We start from the raw sequence: 16781 nt of genomic DNA on the forward strand, positions 1-16781 counted from the left end.
TCCCAATAAGAGGAAACCATGTTCAAACCACTCGCCATCAGTCTTGCCATCGCCGCCGCCTTTCCCGCCGTTTCCACCATCGCCCATGCGGAGGACGACATGCTGCGCGTGAATGTCACCGGATCGAATATCCGCGTCAGCGAAAAGGAGGGCGCCAGCGCCGTGCAGGTCATCACGGCCAAGGAATTGAAAGCCAGCGGCAAGACCAGCGTGTCGGACGTGCTGCGCGCCATCTCCGCCAACAGCGGCAACAGCTACAACGAACAATATACGGGCAGTTTCTCGGCCGGCACCTCGGGCCTGTCGCTGCGCGGCATCGGCCAGCAAAACACCCTGATCCTCGTGAATGGGCGCCGCGTGGCCAGCTACGCCACGGCGCAGGATTTGCAGCAGACCTTCGTTGACCTGAACAGCCTGCCGATGGCGGCCGTGCAGCGCATCGAGGTGCTCAAGGATGGCGCCTCGTCCGTGTATGGCTCCGACGCCGTCGCCGGCGTGGTCAACATCATCCTGTACAAGGAATTCACGGGCACGGACATCACGGCGCAATGGGGCGGCTCGACGCAAGGCACGGGCCAGCACGAAAAGAGCGCGGCGCTGCAAACGGGTTTCGGCAAGCTCGAGGAAGATGGCTACAGCGTGGTCTTCTCGGTCGACGCGCAGCAGCGCGACAAGCTGCAGCAAAGCGACGTGGCATGGCTGCGCGACGCCGATTACCGCCAGCAGCAGCGCGGCAGCCTGGGCTGGAACGTGACGAATTACGCCGGCAACGATCCCACGCAAACCTTGGGCGGCGTGCGCGGCCCGCTGCAGCTGGTGCCATACAACGACATCAATCCCGATCGCAGCGGCCAGGTGCTGGCCTACAATCCGGCGCCGTATAAGACGCTGATCCCGGGCATCCAGCGCATCCACTCGTCGCTGCGCGGCACCGTGAAACTGAACGCGGACACGGAAGCCTATGTCGACCTGCTGCACAGTTATTCGCGCGCCGACCAGACCTTCAGCGCGCCTTTGAGCGTGAACAACGCCACGCGCGTGTGGAACAACAGCACCAAGCTGCTCGATACCATCCCCGTGGTGCTGCCCGTGGGCCATCCGAACAATCCGGGTACGACGCCCTTGCCGTTCACGGCCACCCTGTTCGACCTGGGACCGCGCCTGAAGCAGGACCGCGTCACCTTCTACCGCGCGCTGGCCGGCGCCAAGGGCACTTGGGCGGGCTGGGACTGGGATACTGCCGTGGCCCATTCCAGCAGCAAGCTGGAGGAAACGGTGCAGAACTTCGTCAACCGCTACGAATTCCAGAAAGTGCTGGCCGAGGGCAGCTACAATTTCTTTGACCAGTCGCAAAACAGCGAAGCGGTGCGCAACCGCCTGCGCCTGTCGACCCTGCGCCCGGCCGAATCGACGCTCGACACGCTCGACTTCTCGGCGGCCAAGGATATCTGGGACTTGCCGGCCGGCCCGCTGGGCTTTGCCGCCGGTGCCCAGTGGCGCCGCGAAAAAATGGATTCGCAAACCTCGACGGCCGTGCTGTCGGGCACGGAACTGCGCCCCGCACTCAATATCATCAACGGCTCGCGCAATGTGTCGGCCCTGTTTGCCGAATTCAATGTGCCCGTCGTGAAAGACCTGTCCGTCAACGTGGCGGGCCGCGCCGACCATTACAGCGACTTTGGCAATGCGTTTTCGCCCAAGGCCAGCGCGCGCTACCAGGCGGCGCCATGGCTGCTGCTGCGCGGCACCGTGTCACGCGCCTTCCGCGCGCCGTCGCTGCCGGAAATCACCGACAGCACGGCCGTCAGCTATACGGGCGTGATCGATGCCCGCGATCCGCTGACGCCGACGCAGTCGCGCGGCGTGACGGTGATGACGATCGCCAATTCGGCCCTGCGCCCCGAGCGTTCGAAAAACCTGAACCTGGGCGTGGTGGTCTCGCCCACCAGCAGTTCGAGCATCGGCCTTGATTACTACCGCATCAAGCAGGATGGCGTGATCGGCACGGCCAGCGCCACCACCATTCTCGAAAATGAAAGCACGGCGCCGCAACAGATCACGCGCGGTGCCGATGGACGCATCACGACCCTGTACCGCCAGTTCCGCAACCAGGGTCAGCGCGAAGTGTCGGGCATCGATATCGACCTGCGCCAGCGCTTCGTCGACAAGGACTGGGGCAAGCTGACCCTGGCCGGCCAGCTGAGCCGCGTGCTGCGCTTTGCCGAACCGCTGTCCGATGGCGCGCCGCTCACCGATGGCGCGGGCACCAATTATTTCGGCTCCATCCCGAAATGGCGCGGCGTCAGCTCGGCCACCTGGGAACAGGGAAAATGGTCGTCCACGCTCACATGGAACTATGTGGGCAGCTATGCGCAGCAGCAGCACCTCGATGAATCGGTGGCCGCCTTCAGTACCTTCGACGTGACCAGCAGCTGGCAGCTGACGCCACAGGCGAACGTCACCTTCATCGTGCAAAACCTGGCCAACAAGCGCGCGCCCTGGGACTATGCCTCCACCGGCTTTGACTTTACCCAGGCCGATCCGCGCGGACGCGTCGCGGCGCTCAAGCTGAACTACAAGTTCTAGCCGCCCGTCGCCTGCCGCTGGCCCGTCTGCTCCTGCAGGCGCTGGCGGTAGGCGCTGGGAGGCACGCCCATGCGTTCGCGAAAGGCGGTGGCGAAGTTGCCCGCGTTGTGAAAGCCGATCAGCAGGGCGATATCCTGCACATCGATATCCGTCTGCTGCAGCAATTCCACGCCGCGGGCAATGCGCGCTTCGCGGATGAAGGCAAACACCGTCATGCCCGTCTGCTCGCGGAACATCAGGGTCAGCTTTTCGCGGTAGGTACCCACGCTGCGGGCGATTTCGGACAGGTTCGGCAGGCTGCCAAGGTTGTCGAGAATCAACTGTTTGACCGCATTGACGAACACCTGGTCGGGATGCTGCAGCTTGTCGCTGACCGGCGTCGTTGCCGGCAAGGTACTGTTGCTTTTACGCATCAAACCCAGGTGGATATGGATGCGCGCGGCCAGTTCTTCCGGCAGGAAGGGTTTGGAAATGTAATCGACGCCGCCTACCTGCAAGCCCATGATGCGCTCCTTGGCGGCATCGGCGCCGCTGAGAAAGATCACGGGAATCTCTTCCGTTTCGGGATTGGCCTTGAGCAAACGGCAGGCCGTGTAGCCATCCATCTCGGGCATGCGTACGTCGAGCAGGATCAGGTCCGGATGCGTGGCCAATGCCAGCTGATAACCCTGGTAGCCATTGAAGGCAATGCTGAAACGATAGGGCTGCTCGCTGAGCAGCTCCATCAGCATGCGCTGCTCGAACGCGGAGTCGTCCACGATCAAGATGTTCTTTTTGATGGTTTCGCTGGTCAATGGCATGGCATGGATGACTTAACCAAATAGCAAGTTGTGGCTTATTATGCCTCGCTTTTTCTTTTTTTTCTGCTTTTCTCGTATTTCAAAAGATGTTTCTCCGCGAGAAGAAGCGCGGATTTCCCAGATCGCCAATAATTCACTCATGCATTGATTTTAAGCAATGTCGCTTGCCAAAAAATCTGTTTTGCCAATGCTGCAAAAAGTGCCGGAGTCCCCGGGTTCCTGACTCTCGGCACACGTAATTTGTCGTCCTGGTTTGCGTGCCCAAGAAAACGCCGGCAATACCGTGACTATCCTCGATGCCCTCCATATTGGCGGGCTCATTAATGATGTTCCATCATCAGGAGGTATCATGTTGCGAGTTATTTTCCCCCGCCTTATCGTTGCCGCCAGCGTGGCTATTGCCGCCACGGCGTTCCTGCCGCGTGGCGCCGACGCCGCCGTGTATCTGAATGGCAGCGCCAACACCACCTTCGACGTTACCCTGAAAATCATCGCCAATTGCACCATCGCGGCGGCCAATCTCGACTTTGGCCAAAGTCAGGGTGTACTGGCTACTGCCGTTAACGTCAATACGACCGTGAACGTCACCTGCACCAATACCACGCTGTATAACGTGGGCCTGACGGCTGGCTCGGGCACCGGATCATCGGGCACCACGCGCTACCTGAGCGGCACTGGCGGCAACCTGGGCACGGTGCAGTTCAATCTGTACCAGACGGCCGGCAGCACCTTGTGGGGTGATACCCAGGGCACGAATACCGTCGGCGGCACCGGCAACGGCTCATCGCAGCCAATCACCGTGTACGGCAATATTCCGCCGCAGGCGACACCGGCGCCCGATACCTACAAGTCGACCATCACGGCCACCGTTTACTTTTAAGCCGGGCGCTGCGTGAAGGCCGGTGCTGCTTCCCTGATGCAAGGCGTGCTGGCGCTGCTGGCTTGCTGCGCCACGGGCGCGCACGGCGCCAGCCTGCAGATTTCGCCGGTGACGCTCAACTTGCGCGCGGCGCAGAATGCGGCCGGCATCAGCCTGCAAAACCTCGGCGACCAGCCCATCTACGGGCAAGTGCGGGTGTTCGTCTGGGACCAGCGCGATGGCGAGGAAACGCTGGCGCCAACGCAGGAACTGGTGGCCAGTCCGCCGATCGTCGAGATCGCCGCCAACAGCCGGCAGACCATCCGTCTCGTGCGTGCCCAGGCTGGCCCCGTCGCGCAGGAAAAGACGTATCGCGTGCTCATCGATGAAGTCAGCCGCGAGGATGAGGCGGGCCGCAGCGGCGTCGATATCCGCCTGCGCTATTCGGTGCCCGTGTTCGTGCTGCCGGCCGGTGCGCCGGGCAAGGAAGTGCTCGACTGGCAGGTGTTCCGGGAACAGGGCGAGTGGATGTTGCGCGTCAAAAACAGCGGCAATTTCCATGCGCAGCTCGGGGCGATGACGTTCACGAACCAGGCGGGCAAGGAGTTTGTCATCAGCAAGGGGCTGTTTGGTTATGTCCTGGCAGCCCGCATGCGCGTATGGCGCCTGCCCGTAGCCAGGGAGGCCGAACTGGATGGACCGTTGAGTATTGCGGTCAATGTGAATGCCAAGGCACTCATTGCCAAGAATTCGACACCTTGAACATGGCTGCCATGACGGGCCGGCTTGCCGCGCGCCTCGGGCGCAAGCGGCCACACCATGAAGCGCGTACTGGCAGCGTTGCTGTTGCTGGGCATGGCGCCGCTGGCCAGGGCCGATGCCGCGGTGGCCGTGACGGGCGCCGATCCGGGTCCCGCCAGCTTGCCCAGCGATCCGGCGGCGCCGAACGAACTGTATCTGGAGGTCACTGTGAATGCTGAATCAACCGGGCTGATCTTGCGCTTTACCCAGGTGGGCAAAGGCTTGCGCAGCAGTGTGGCGAACCTGCAGCAGCTGGGGCTGGCCCCGGCGCGCCTGGTCGCACCCGGTCAGGCCGAGGTGGCGCTCGATGCGATTCCCGGACTCAGCTATGAATATGATGCGGCGCGCCAGAGCGTGTCGCTGCAGGTGGCGGACGACTTGCGCGCGCCGTACCGCATCAGCGCGCGCACGGCGGCGCAGACGCCGCCATCGCGGGTCACGCCCGGCGCCGTCCTCAATTACGAAGCCTATGCGGAACTGGGCCGGACGCGCCGCGCCGCCATCTTCAACGACGTGCGCTATTTCAATGACAGCGGCGTCTTCAGCAATACCGGCACGGTGAACCTGGGGGCGGATCAGCGCAAATACATGCGCTTTGACACCTTCTGGAGCCACGCCGACCCCGAGACCTTGCAAACGTGGCAGGTGGGCGACCTGATTTCCTCGTCGCTCAGCTGGAGCCGCGCCGTGCGCGTCGGCGGCGTGCAGTGGCGCAAGAATTTCCAGCTGCGTCCCGACCTGCTGACCTTCCCCGTCGCCTCCGTCGATGGCACGGCGCTCGTGCCTTCGTCGCTGAGCCTGTATGTCAATGGGGTGCAGCAATATGCTGCCAGCGTGCCCAGCGGTCCGTTTGTGCTGAACCAGGTGGCCGGCATCAATGGTGCGGGGCAAGCCACCCTGATCACGCGCGATGCGCTGGGGCGCAGCGTGACGACCGTGCTGCCCCTGTACGTCGATACGCGCATGCTGGCCGGCGGCTTGAGCGATTATTCGGTCGAGGCGGGCGCCGTGCGGCGCGACTATGGCCGCCGCCTGTTCGGCTATGAACGGCAGCTCGTTGCCAGCGCTTCCGTCCGCCATGGCGTCAGCGACAGCTTCACCTTCGAAGGCCATGCGGAGCTGGCCGCCGGCCTGTATCAGGCGGGGGCGGGCGCGTTGCTGCGGCTGGGCCAGGCGGGCGTGCTCAACGGTTCGCTCTCGGCCAGCGCCGGCCGCAGCCGTGGTGTACAGCTGGGCACCGGCTACCAGTACATGGGGCCGCGCTTCAGCGTCGATGTGCAAAGCGTGCGCGCCAGCGCCGGCTTTGGCGACCTGGCTTCGCGCGACGGCAGCCCCGTGGTGCGCGCGGCGGACCGCTTTACCGTCAGCCTGCCATTGCCTGCAGGAAGCAGCATCAGCAGCAGCTATATCAGCTATCGCACGCCTGGCGCGCCGCCATCGAAGCTGGCCACCGTCGGCTATTCCGCCACCCTGTTGCACGGCCTGTTCTTCAACGCCAGCCTGTTCCAGGACTTGCGGCATCGCGAGAAACGGGGCTTTTACTTTGGCCTGAGCATGGCCTTTGACAACAATCTGTCCCTCAGCGTGAACAGCAGCCGGCAAAACGGCGAGAGCGGCCGCAGCGTCAGTGCCCAGCGCGCGGCGGACTTTGGCGGCGGCTTCGGCTGGAACTTGCAGGCTGGCACGGCGGGCGGCAATGCCTACCGCCAGGCGCAGGTGGAATATCTGGGCAATGATGGCCGCGTGAGCGCGCGCACGCAAAGCAGCAGCATGGGCAATGCCTCGTCGCTGGGCGCGGCTGGCGCGCTGGTGCTGATGGATGGCCATGTCGAGGCGGCGCGCCAGGTGGGCAATGGTTTTGCGCTGGTGTCGACTGGCGGCGTGGGCAATATTCCTGTGCTGCATGAAAACCGCCAGATCGGCGTGACGGGCAGGGGAGGCTATTTGCTGGTGCCGAATTTGAACCCCTATGGCAATAACCAGATCAGCATCGCTACCGACGAGCTCGACGTTGATGCGCGGGTACCCGTGAGCAATGTCAATGTCGTGCCGCAGCACCTGGCGGGCGTGCTGGCGGATTTTCCCATCGAGCGCTACAGCGCGGCCACCGTCATCGTGCAGGATGCGCAGGGCAAGCCGCTGGCCACGGGCTTGCCCGTGTTGCACCTGCAAAGCGGCAAGCAGACGGTCGTGGGATTTGACGGCATCGTTTTCGTCGACGACCTGCTCGAACAGAATCAGTTGCAAGTTGGCGAGGGTGACAGCGCGTGCACCGTGCGTTTTGCCTATGTGCGTCCGGCGGCTGGCGGCTTGCCCGTGATCGGGCCGCTGCGCTGCGCTGGCGTTGCCGCCAGCGCCGGGGCGGGCCACTGATGCGCCGCCTGTTGCTATGGCTGACCCTGCTGCTGGGCTGCGCCTGGGGCAGCGCGGCGCAGGCGGTCGATACCTGCACGGTCAGCATGACGAATATCGATTTCGGCTCCGTCAGCCCGATTTCCGGTACCGATTATGTGGCGCAGGCAACGGGGACCTTCAGCTGCCTGTTTTCGTCGCTGAACCTGGGACAGTTGCTCACGCCGAATGCGCAAGTGTGCATCTCGCTGGGGCTGGGCACGAATTCCACCTCGGCCCTGCCGCGCAAGCTGGGCAACGGCAGCAACCGCATGGAGTACAACATCTATGTGGACAATTCGTATGCGACGGCGAAGATCTGGGGCGGCGCCGGCGTGGCGGGCGCGCCATCGACCTTCGGCATGATCCTGTCGGCCGGCTTGCTGGCGCCGCCCGGCACGTATTCCACCACGTTTACCGTGTACGCGAAGATCCCTGCCGGCACGGCCCTGGCCGCCGTGCCCACGGTCGCCAACGCCAATACCGTGTATACGTCGAGCTTTGCCGGCGTGGGCACCTACACCTACACCACGTATGGCCTCGTCAACCTGCAGGGTTGCTCGGCCACCAGCGGCAGCTTCGGTTTCACGGTGAATGCCACGGCCGTCAACGATTGCACCATCACGGCCACGCCGATGGCGTTCGCGAACGCCTCCATCCTGACGGGCAACCTGCGCAGCACCAGCACCTTGTCGGTGCGCTGCGTGAACAACAACGCCTACCAGATCGCCCTGAACGGCGGCAGCGTGGCGCTCAATGTGGCCAACCGGCAAATGAAGAACACCATCACGACGGACAAGGTCAGCTACCTGCTGTCGGCCACGCTCGATGGTGCGCCCTGGGGCGATGGCACGGCAGGCACGAGCATGGTGACGGGCACGGGGACGGGCGCCAGCGTGCCGCTGACCATTTACGGCCGCGTGCCGGCGCAGGTGTCGCCGCGCCCCGGCGACTACAAGGACACGGTGACGGCAACGATTTATTTTTAGAACGTGACGGTGACGAGGCCAGCGCCCGATGGCGTTGTCTGCTGGAGCAGCAGATAGGGCGTGTTGTGCTGGCAGCGCACCTGGGCGCTGTTGCGCTGCGAGACGATGGTGCACGTTTCGTGGACAACGAATGTGGCCTGGAGCGACGCGGAAGACACGGTACCGGCGGTGGTGGTCTGGCAAAGGGACAGGGCGAGCAGGGCAGGCAGTACGGCAAGCTTCAAAGGGGTCATCGTGAACGCATCGAGTGAAAAACGGGCGTGGGCAGCAGCGCCGCAAGGCGTGGCTGGCACCGTTTTTCGCACCGGGATTGGGGGAACAGAACTAGCCACGATTGTACTTGAACAAGGAAAGTGTGAGTTTTCGCGTATTTTCAGCCCGCCACAGGGGCACGCACCTCACTTTCAAAATGATAGTAACTAAGTTTCCGTGTTGCAACTGAAATTTTTTTTCGATTGTTGTGTTGAATCAATGTGAGGAGATGGCCATGAAACATACCAACTTTAATAATTTGCCTTGCCCGATTGCGCGCAGCCTGGGCAAGGTGGGCGAATGGTGGAGCATCCTCATCCTGCGCGAAGCGTTTTATGGCAAGACGCGCTTCGACGAATTTGAAAAAAGCCTCAAAATCGCCCCCACCATCCTGACGCGCCGCCTGGCCGACCTGGTGGAAGGGGGCTTGATGACGCGCCGCCTGTATTGCGCCAAGCCGCCCCGCTACGACTATGTGCTGACCAAGTCCGGGCGCGCCTTCAAGCCCGTCTTGCTGGCGTTTATTGCTTGGGGTAATGAAAACTTCGCCCCGGAAGGCGCCAGCCTCGTCATCGCCAGCCGCGACACGGGCCTGGCCGCCGACCCGGTGCTGGTCGACGCCACGACGGGCTTGCCCATCAATGACGAGTACTACGCGTTCGCGCCAGGGCCGGCCGCCAGCGACAGCATGCGCAGCATCATCCTCGACGCGGAAAAAAGCAGTGGCATCGCGCCCAAGCCGAAGGCGCCGGCCGCCAACCGCGGCTGGGTGGCGGAAGGGCATTTGGCCTGAGGACGCGCTGGCAGGCGAGCAGCAAGTTTGGCGAAAAGCAATGCGGACACGGCGGCATGGCGTTACTGTCGCACTATGCAATGCAAGTGCGGCGCAAACCCAGGTTCAGCACTGCTGGCGGGGCAGGGCGCCATCCGTGATCCGATGTCCGTTGAAGGAGTATTGCGATGAGCACACTGCAACAACACGTACGCCGCGCCGCCAGCGTGCTGGCGCTGGCCGTCCTGCTGGGCGCCTGTTCCCATGGCCCGCATCAGCCGGGCGGCCATGACGTCACCTTGACGGGCGCGCAGGAAGTGCCGGCCAATACCAGCACGGCCAGCGGCAGCAGCACTCTTCGCGTCGCCCACGACCGCAGCGTCAGCGGCGGCGTGCGCTACACGGGCATGGTGGCGACCGTCGCGCACATCCATGAAGCGCCGGCCGGCGCCAATGGCCCCGTCATCGTGCCCCTGGTGAAAACGGCCGAAGGCATGTTTGCCGTGCCGGCCGGCGCCATGCTCACGCCGCCCCAGTATGCGAGCTACCAGGCCGGCAACCTGTACGTGAACGTGCACAGCGCCGCCTACCCGGCCGGCGAGATCCGCGCCCAGCTCAAGCCCTAGCCGGCCAGCGGCCTTATCCCCGAAACCTCCTTGGGCCGCGCGAGCGGCCTTTTTTTGCGCCAGGCGGCCAGCCGGTGCGGCGCGCTACAATGGCGCTCCATGCTGACCATCCTCGCCATCACCTTTCCCTTCTTCGCCCTGGTGCTGTGCGGCTACCTGGCCGTGCGGCGCAAGCTGCTGCCGCTGGCCGCCATCGGCGGCTTGAACAGTTTTGTCCTGTACTTCGCGCTGCCGTGCATGCTGTACCGCTTCGGCGCCGCCACGCCCATCGCGCAGCTGCTCGACGCCAGCGTGTTCGGCGTCTACCTGCTGTGCGCGCTGATCATGGTGGGCGTCACCATGGCCATGACACTGAGCCACCGCATCGACTGGAACAACGCCGCCTTCGGCGCGCTGGTGGCGGCCTTCCCGAACACGGGCTTCATGGGCGTACCCCTGCTATTGACCTTGCTCGGCCCCCGTTCCTCGGGTCCCGTCATCGTCACCATCGTCGTCGATATGCTCATTACCAGTTCGCTGTGCATCGCCCTGTCGCGCATCGGCAGCGGCGGCGCGCACGGCAGCCGTGCCGCCGTCGTCAACGCCATGAAGGGCATGCTGGGCAACCCGATGCCGTGGGCGATCGTGCTGGGGGCCTTGTCGTCGTGGCTGGCACTGGCCTTGCCCAAGCCATTGATGCAGACGGTGGGCCTGCTGGCCGACGCCGCCTCGCCGGTTGCCCTGTTTACCATCGGCGCCGTGCTGGCCCGCTCGCAAATGAGCACGAGCGATCCGGCGCCGCTGGGGGAATATGTGCCCGTGGCGCTGAAAAAACTGCTGCTGCATCCGCTGCTGGTGTGGGGCATCGGCCACGCGGCCATCGCGCTGGGCGCGCCGCTCGATCCATTCGCGCTGACTTGCATGGTGCTGGTGGCGTGCCTGCCCAGCGCCAGCAATGTCTCGCTGCTGTCGGAACGCTTCGGGGCGAATACGGCGCGCATCGCCCGCATTATCCTGGTCTCGACGGCGCTGTCGTTTTTGACGTTTTCGGCGGCCGTCAGCTGGCTGGCGTGACGTTGGCGGCGATCAGCGCGCCCAGGGCCTGCGCGGCGCCGGGCTGGCTGTCGTGCGCCAGTTCGCGCGCCATCGTGGCCTGATCTTCCTGCGTGCGGTTCTGCCCCAGCTTCCATTTGCCCGTGATGCGCGTGAGGGGGATTTCGATGCCGACGATGGCTTTCAAGAGTTTTTCGATATAGGCGGCCGGCGCATCGCTCACCCGCCATGGCGCGGCCAGCCCTGCTTCATGGCGCGCCGTCAGCCGCTCCACCAATCCCAGCAGCCACGCCGCATCGTCGATGACGCGCAGGGGGCCGTGGGCGTGCACGACCGCATAATTAAAGGTCGGTACTTCCTTGCCGCTGCGCTGTTTTTCCGCATACCAGGCGGGCGTGATGTAGGCGTGCGGCCCCTGGAAAATCACCAGTGCTTCATCGTTCCCGCCGGCTGTACGCCACAGCGGGTTGGCGCGCGCCACATGGGCGCGCAGGATGCCGAATGGGGCGTCAGGCGTGGGTGCGGCGATCTCGAATGGCAGATGGTCGGCGCACAGGCCATCGACGCCATGGCGCACCAGCGCGCCCAGCGGGTGCGCGGCTATCAGGCCATGCAGCACGTCGAGGCGCTCTTCGCGAAAGCTGGCTGGCGTGTACATTTAATTGGCTCCTTCCACGACCACGTCGGCCGTCAGCGAATTGGCGATGTAGCAGCGTTCATGCGCGTCGTGGTGCAGGGCCGCCAGAGCCTCGGGCGAGGGTGGCGTTCCCGCAAACGCGATGCGCGGACGCAGCACGATGCGCGTCATGGCCAGGCGGCCTGCCGCATTTTTCCCCAGGTCGCCGGTGGCGTCGTCGCGGTAGTCGTCGATGACGTAGCCGCGCTGCGCTGCCAGCGACAGGAAGAACAGCATGTGGCAGCTCGACGTGGCGGCCACCAGCGCTTCTTCCGGATCGATATTTGCCGCCACCGACATGGGCAGCGGCACGGACAGGGGCGACGACGAGGCGGCTACCGTCAAGCCGCCGTCGAACTGCCATTCATGACCACGGCTGTAGCGCTGGCCGGCGAAATCCTGGCCGTCGCGCTGCCAGGCCACAGTGGCGAAAAACTGATGCATGGGTGCTCCGCAAGAGTAGAGGGGATGCGCCATCTTAGCGCCAGTCTTGGCTATTTAAAACAGCCAATAAGTGCTATCTTGAAGCTACCAATTCAAGAAGGCCACCATGCCAGCTTCCCATCTGCACCAGCTCATCGCCGCCTTGCCGTTGCAGCGCGGCGCCGGCGAGCCGCTGTTTCGCCAGCTGTATGCGGCCATCAAGGCCGCCATTCTCGATGGCCGCATGAGTCCCGGCATGCAGCTGCCGCCCACGCGCGACTTTTGCCGCCTGCTGGCCGTGTCGCGCCAGACGGTGCTCAATGCGTATGCGCTGCTGACGGCCGAAGGCTATCTCGATGGCGCCGTGGGGCGCGGCACCTTCGTCAGTCGCGACGTTCCGCTGCCGGCGCCTGTCCCTGCAACGGCGCCCGGCCTGCTGCGGCCCCTGTCGGCGCGCGGGCAGGGCGTGGTGGCTACCATGCGCCAGGTGGCATTCCACCGGGGGCCGTTGCGCGCTTTTCGCGTCGGCATGCCGCGCATCGACCATTTTCCGTTCGACGTGTGGCACCGCCTGGAAGCGCGGCGCTGGCGCCGGCCCGACCACCATTTCGGCTACAGCGATCCGGCCGGCTACCTGCCGCTGCGCGAGCTGCTGTGCGTGTATCTGAAAGCGTCGCGCGGCGTCCAGTGCACGCCGCAGCAGATCGTCATCACCTCCGGTTCGCAGCAGGCGCTGTTTTTGCTGTCGACCATTCTGCTGGCGCCGGGCGACTCTGCCTGGATGGAGTCGCCCGGCTACCGGGGCGCCAGCGGCCCGCTGCGCGCGGCCGGCGCGCGCGTCTTCCCGGTTCCCGTCGATGCACAGGGGCTGGACGTGGCGTATGGCGTGGCGCACTGTCCGCAGGCGAAGCTGGCGTACGTGACGCCATCGCACCAGATGCCGCTGGGCGTGAGCATGAGTTTACCGCGCCGCCTGGCCTTGCTGGCCTGGGCCGCGCACAACAAGGCGTGGTTGGTGGAAGACGATTACGACAGTGAGTACCGCTACACGGGCGCGCCGCTGGCCTCGCTGCAAAGCCTGGACCGGGCCGGCTGCGTGGTGTATGTGGGCACCCTGTCGAAGGTGCTGTTTCCCGGCCTGCGCCTGGGCTATATGGTGGCGCCGCCCGCGCTGGCCGACGCGCTGGTGCAGGCCAAGGCCGTGATGGACCGGCACACGGCCATCGTGCCGCAGATGGCGCTGGCGGACTTCATCGCCGAGGGCCACTTTGGCCGGCATATCCGCCGCACACGTGACAGCAATGCCGAACGGCGCGACCTGCTGGTGCGTGGCCTTGCGCGCGAACTCGATGATCAACTGCTGTGCGGCCCGGCCGACAGCGGCCTGGAACTGTGCGCGTATTTTCGCGCCGGCCACGATGAAGAAACGGTATCGCGCGCGGGCCTGGCGCGCGGCATCGAATTGCGTCCGCTGGGCCACTATGCCGATCCGGCGGCCGGGCCCGAGTGCGCCACGCCGCCCGGGCTGCTGCTGGGCTTTGCGGCCATTCCCCCGGACGAGATGGCGCACGGCTTGCGGGAATTGGGACGCATCCTGCGCGGCCGATAAACTATACTGGCACTTGCCTGCACATGAAGAACACGACCATGAATATTACCCGCTGCTCCTGGGCCAACCCGGCCAATCCCCGCTACCTCGACTATCACGACACGGAGTGGGGCGTGCCTTGCCACGACGAGCGCCGGCTGTTCGAGATGCTGAACCTGGAAGGCGCGCAGGCTGGCCTGAGCTGGGAAACCATCCTGAATAAACGCGACACTTACCGCGCCGCCTTCGACAACTGGGACGCGGAAAAGATCGCCGCGTACGGCCCGGACAAGGTGGCGCAGCTGCTGGCCGACCCCGGCATCGTGCGCAACCGCCTGAAGGTGGCGGCCGCCATCACGAACGCGCAAGCCTATTTGCGCCTGCGCGCGCAAGGCCAGACCCTGGACAGCTTCCTGTGGGCGTATGTGGATGGCCAGCCCATCGTCAACAGCTGGCAGCCGGGCGCATTTCCTGCCAAGACGGCCCTGTCGGACCAACTGTCGAAAGACTTGCTCAAGCTGGGCTTCAAATTCGTCGGCTCGACCATCATCTACGCCTACATGCAGGGCATCGGCATGGTCAACGACCACGCGCCCGCCTGCTTTTGCCGCGCGGGGCATTGATGCGCCGCGCGCTGGTCCTGCTCGATACGGATTTTGACGGTGCCCGCTTGCGCGCCGCCTGCGCGGCGCATGGCGGCCGCCGTCTGCACTACATCGCGCTGGCGCCGCGTCCCGTCGACGCGCGCCACTTGCCCGAGCAGTGGCACGCACAGTGGCCGCCTTGCGTGCCGGGCCTGCACCGCATGGTCTCGCACGATGGCCTCGTCACGCTCGACGTGCTGATCGGCGAGCCCGATGCCTGCCTGGCGCAATTGTCGGCGCGTGTCGATGAAGTGCATCTGGCCTGGGTGCCGGCAGCCACGCTGGTGCTGGCGCGCCTGATGGTCGATGGCGCCCGCCTGCAGGCCGTGCACCTGGACGAGGCGCAGCGCACGGCGCTGCAAAAGAACGGTTTTGTTTTTGACGAGAGCCGTTTGCGCGCCGTGTTTTATGCGCGCTCCGGAGAATCCGTGGCTGCCGTCGTACCCGAGCGGCGCGCCATTGTCATCGGCGCTGGCGTGGCCGGCGCGGCCGCCTGCGAACGGCTGGCCGCGCGCGGCTGGAAGGTGACCTTGATCGAGCGCCACGCGCAGCCGGCCAGCGAAGCGTCGGGCAACCTGGCGGGCATCTTCATGCCGTTGCTGTCGAAGGACGACAACATCGCCACGCGCCTGACGCGCGCCGCCTATCTGTATTCGCTGCGCCGCTGGAAAGACCTGGGCGGCATCGGCGCGGCCATCGAGGGTGCGCAAAGCGGCGTGCTGCACCTGGCGCGCGACGGCGCGCATGCGCAGGTGCAGCGGCAGATCGCCGCCAGTGGCCTGTATCCGCGTGAATTCGCCCGCTGGCTGGAAGCGCCCGAGGCCACCGCCATGCTGGGCGCGCCGGCGCCCGATGGCGCCTGGTGGTTCGAGCAGGGCGGCTGGGCGCGCCCGTCCTCCGTCTGCGCGGCCATGCTGAACGCCTGCGGCGCCTTGCTCACGCGGCGCTTTTCCAGCAGCGCCCTGCGCCTGGAGCGCGGCGACCAGGAATGGCTGGTGCGCGATGCGGACGGCGCCCTGATCGCGGCCGCGCCCAACGTCATCCTGGCGGCGGGCACGGGGGCCATCGATTTTGAACAGGCGGCCGGCCTGCCGCTCGACGCCGTGCGCGGCCAGGTCACGCACCTGGCCGAAGGCAGCTTGCCGTCGTTGCCGTTCGTCGTCTGCCGCGAAGCCTACATGACGCCGGCGCACCAGGGCGTCGTCTGCGTGGGCGCCAGCTACGATGCGGATACGGACACCGACTTGCGCCCATCGAGCCAGGAAGACAATATCGCGAAGATCGCCGACATCCTGGGTGTCGCTCCGTTCGCCGCGCCGCTGGCCGGTCGCACGGGCTTTCGCTGCATGGCGCCGGACCGCTTGCCGCTGGCGGGCGCCTTGCCCGACCCCGGCGCGCCAGGCCGCTGCGAGCGCCTGCGTGACGTACCGCGCTGGCCCGGCCTGTTTGGCTTGCTCGGTTACGCTTCGCGCGGCCTGATCTGGGCGCCGCTGGCGGCCGAGCTGCTGGCGTGCCAGCTGGAGGGGGAACCGCTGCCACTGGAGAGTCAATTGGCCGCTGCTTTGGATCCTGCGCGCTTCCTGCTGCGCGAACGCCGCCGCGCTGGTTGAGCGTTGGCGCAGAGCAGGCGAGGGCTGGGGTCAGACCCCCAACACAGCTGACGCAAAGCTTGGCGCCAACGCACATGAGGGTCTGACCCCATATGCGGACGCTCCGCGCGTAGTCCCTATATATGTTTTTCAGCTTTCCAAACTCTTTTTAATTTGTTTTCCGAACAACATAAGTTCGCTACAGTGGACTCGTGCTGGTTTTTGACGACGGAATAAAGAGGTGGAACGATGGCTGCTGCAGAACTGATTTTCGATCCCCGCGCCGCCCACGGCGAGGCGGCCTTTGACGAAGTGCTCAATCTCGCGCGCACCCAGGCGCAGGCGCAAGGCTTGCCGTATGCGGGCATCGTCAGCGCGCAGGATGCGTGGCAGCTGGTGCAGGCCGGCAAAGCCGTGCTGGTCGACGTGCGCACGCATGAAGAACGCACTTTTGTCGGCTACGTGCCCGCCTCGCTGCACGTGGCGTGGGCGACCGGCACGTCCATGAACCGCAATCCCCGCTTTACGCGCGAACTGGAAGCAAAGGCGGGCGGCAAGGATGCCGTCGTGGTGCTGCTGTGCCGCAGCGGAAAGCGCTCGGCCGCGGCTGCCGAAGCGGCCGCCAAGGCTGGTTTCACGCACGTCTTCAATATCGCGCAAGGCTTCGAGGGCGACCTCGACGAACAGCAACAGCGTGGCCACAGCGGTGGCTGGCGCTGGCATGCGCTGCCTTGGCTGCAAGATTAAACCTCT

Annotated in this window: 16 protein-coding genes; 12 read left to right on the top strand and 4 right to left on the bottom strand. The window is 65.1% G+C overall.

Annotated elements, in window-relative coordinates; genetic code table 11:
* The first annotated feature begins 18 nt into the window (after positions 1 to 18).
* A complete protein-coding gene (locus P9875_RS03905) occupies positions 19 to 2586 on the top strand; it encodes a TonB-dependent receptor (RefSeq protein ID WP_278317620.1) in 2568 nt (855 codons plus the stop codon).
* Here P9875_RS03905 and P9875_RS03910 read toward each other — a convergent pair.
* A complete protein-coding gene (locus P9875_RS03910) occupies positions 2583 to 3386 on the bottom strand; it encodes a response regulator (protein ID WP_278317621.1) in 804 nt (267 codons plus the stop codon). The two genes, P9875_RS03905 and P9875_RS03910, sit on opposite strands and share 4 nt — an antisense overlap.
* A 349-nt stretch (positions 3387 to 3735) precedes the next feature.
* Here P9875_RS03910 and P9875_RS03915 point away from each other — a divergent pair, with 349 nt between their 5' ends.
* Genes P9875_RS03915 through P9875_RS03930 form a run of 4 tightly spaced genes read left to right on the top strand, consistent with a single transcriptional unit; the run spans position 3736 to position 8426 of the window.
* Positions 3736 to 4266, top strand: a complete 531-nt coding sequence (locus P9875_RS03915; RefSeq protein ID WP_278317622.1) for a Csu type fimbrial protein — start codon at positions 3736 to 3738, stop codon at positions 4264 to 4266.
* 12 nt (positions 4267 to 4278) lie between these two features.
* Positions 4279 to 5007 (top strand): fimbrial biogenesis chaperone, encoded by a 729-nt coding sequence (locus P9875_RS03920; RefSeq protein ID WP_278317623.1) that lies wholly within the window; start codon positions 4279 to 4281, stop codon positions 5005 to 5007.
* A 57-nt stretch (positions 5008 to 5064) separates the two neighbouring features.
* Positions 5065 to 7419 carry a fimbria/pilus outer membrane usher protein gene (locus P9875_RS03925; RefSeq protein WP_278317624.1) on the top strand — a complete coding sequence of 785 codons (2355 nt, stop codon included), beginning with the start codon at positions 5065 to 5067 and terminating at the stop codon, positions 7417 to 7419.
* Positions 7419 to 8426 (top strand): Csu type fimbrial protein, encoded by a 1008-nt coding sequence (locus P9875_RS03930; RefSeq protein WP_278317625.1) that lies wholly within the window; start codon positions 7419 to 7421, stop codon positions 8424 to 8426. Before P9875_RS03925 ends, P9875_RS03930 begins: the two co-directional genes overlap by 1 nt.
* Here the strand turns inward: P9875_RS03930 and P9875_RS03935 are convergent.
* Positions 8423 to 8659, bottom strand: a complete 237-nt coding sequence (locus tag P9875_RS03935) for a hypothetical protein (RefSeq protein WP_278317626.1) — start codon at positions 8657 to 8659, stop codon at positions 8423 to 8425. The genes P9875_RS03930 and P9875_RS03935 overlap by 4 nt on opposite strands.
* A 254-nt stretch (positions 8660 to 8913) precedes the next feature.
* Between P9875_RS03935 and P9875_RS03940 the strand changes: the two genes are divergently transcribed.
* The 3 genes from P9875_RS03940 (at position 8914) to P9875_RS03950 (ending at position 11129) form a co-directional block, all read left to right on the top strand.
* Positions 8914 to 9471, top strand: coding sequence for a winged helix-turn-helix transcriptional regulator (locus P9875_RS03940; RefSeq protein WP_034753667.1), 558 nt, complete (start codon positions 8914 to 8916; stop codon positions 9469 to 9471).
* Between the two features lie 167 nt (positions 9472 to 9638).
* Entirely contained in the window at positions 9639 to 10076 is a 438-nt protein-coding gene (locus P9875_RS03945; protein ID WP_099401351.1) for a CHRD domain-containing protein, read from the top strand.
* A gap of 99 nt (positions 10077 to 10175) precedes the next feature.
* Positions 10176 to 11129 (top strand): AEC family transporter, encoded by a 954-nt coding sequence (locus P9875_RS03950; RefSeq protein ID WP_278317627.1) that lies wholly within the window; start codon positions 10176 to 10178, stop codon positions 11127 to 11129.
* Here the strand turns inward: P9875_RS03950 and P9875_RS03955 are convergent.
* Both P9875_RS03955 and P9875_RS03960 read right to left on the bottom strand, forming a co-directional pair.
* On the bottom strand, positions 11113 to 11766 hold the full coding sequence (locus P9875_RS03955) for an FMN-binding negative transcriptional regulator (RefSeq protein ID WP_278317628.1): 654 nt from the start codon (positions 11764 to 11766) through the stop codon (positions 11113 to 11115). The genes P9875_RS03950 and P9875_RS03955 overlap by 17 nt on opposite strands.
* Positions 11767 to 12228, bottom strand: a complete 462-nt coding sequence (locus tag P9875_RS03960; RefSeq protein ID WP_099401353.1) for an OsmC family protein — start codon at positions 12226 to 12228, stop codon at positions 11767 to 11769.
* 106 nt (positions 12229 to 12334) lie between these two features.
* Here P9875_RS03960 and P9875_RS03965 point away from each other — a divergent pair, with 106 nt between their 5' ends.
* The 4 genes from P9875_RS03965 to P9875_RS03980 all read left to right on the top strand — a co-directional run bounded on the left by P9875_RS03965 (position 12335) and on the right by P9875_RS03980 (position 16775).
* Positions 12335 to 13816: a PLP-dependent aminotransferase family protein gene (locus tag P9875_RS03965; RefSeq protein WP_278317629.1), complete on the top strand. Its 1482-nt coding sequence runs from the start codon at positions 12335 to 12337 to the stop codon at positions 13814 to 13816.
* Between the two features lie 38 nt (positions 13817 to 13854).
* The gene (locus tag P9875_RS03970) at positions 13855 to 14418 is read left to right on the top strand and encodes a DNA-3-methyladenine glycosylase I (RefSeq protein ID WP_099401448.1); all 564 of its coding nucleotides are present in this window, start codon (positions 13855 to 13857) and stop codon (positions 14416 to 14418) included.
* A complete protein-coding gene (mnmC, locus tag P9875_RS03975) occupies positions 14418 to 16049 on the top strand; it encodes an FAD-dependent 5-carboxymethylaminomethyl-2-thiouridine(34) oxidoreductase MnmC (protein ID WP_099401355.1) in 1632 nt (543 codons plus the stop codon). Before P9875_RS03970 ends, mnmC begins: the two co-directional genes overlap by 1 nt.
* A 228-nt stretch (positions 16050 to 16277) precedes the next feature.
* On the top strand, positions 16278 to 16775 hold the full coding sequence (locus P9875_RS03980) for a rhodanese-like domain-containing protein (RefSeq protein WP_278317630.1): 498 nt from the start codon (positions 16278 to 16280) through the stop codon (positions 16773 to 16775).
* The last annotated feature ends 6 nt before the right edge of the window (positions 16776 to 16781 follow it).

Origin of the sequence: Janthinobacterium rivuli (genome assembly GCF_029690045.1) — a bacterium.
Classification (GTDB): domain Bacteria; phylum Pseudomonadota; class Gammaproteobacteria; order Burkholderiales; family Burkholderiaceae_D; genus Janthinobacterium; species Janthinobacterium rivuli.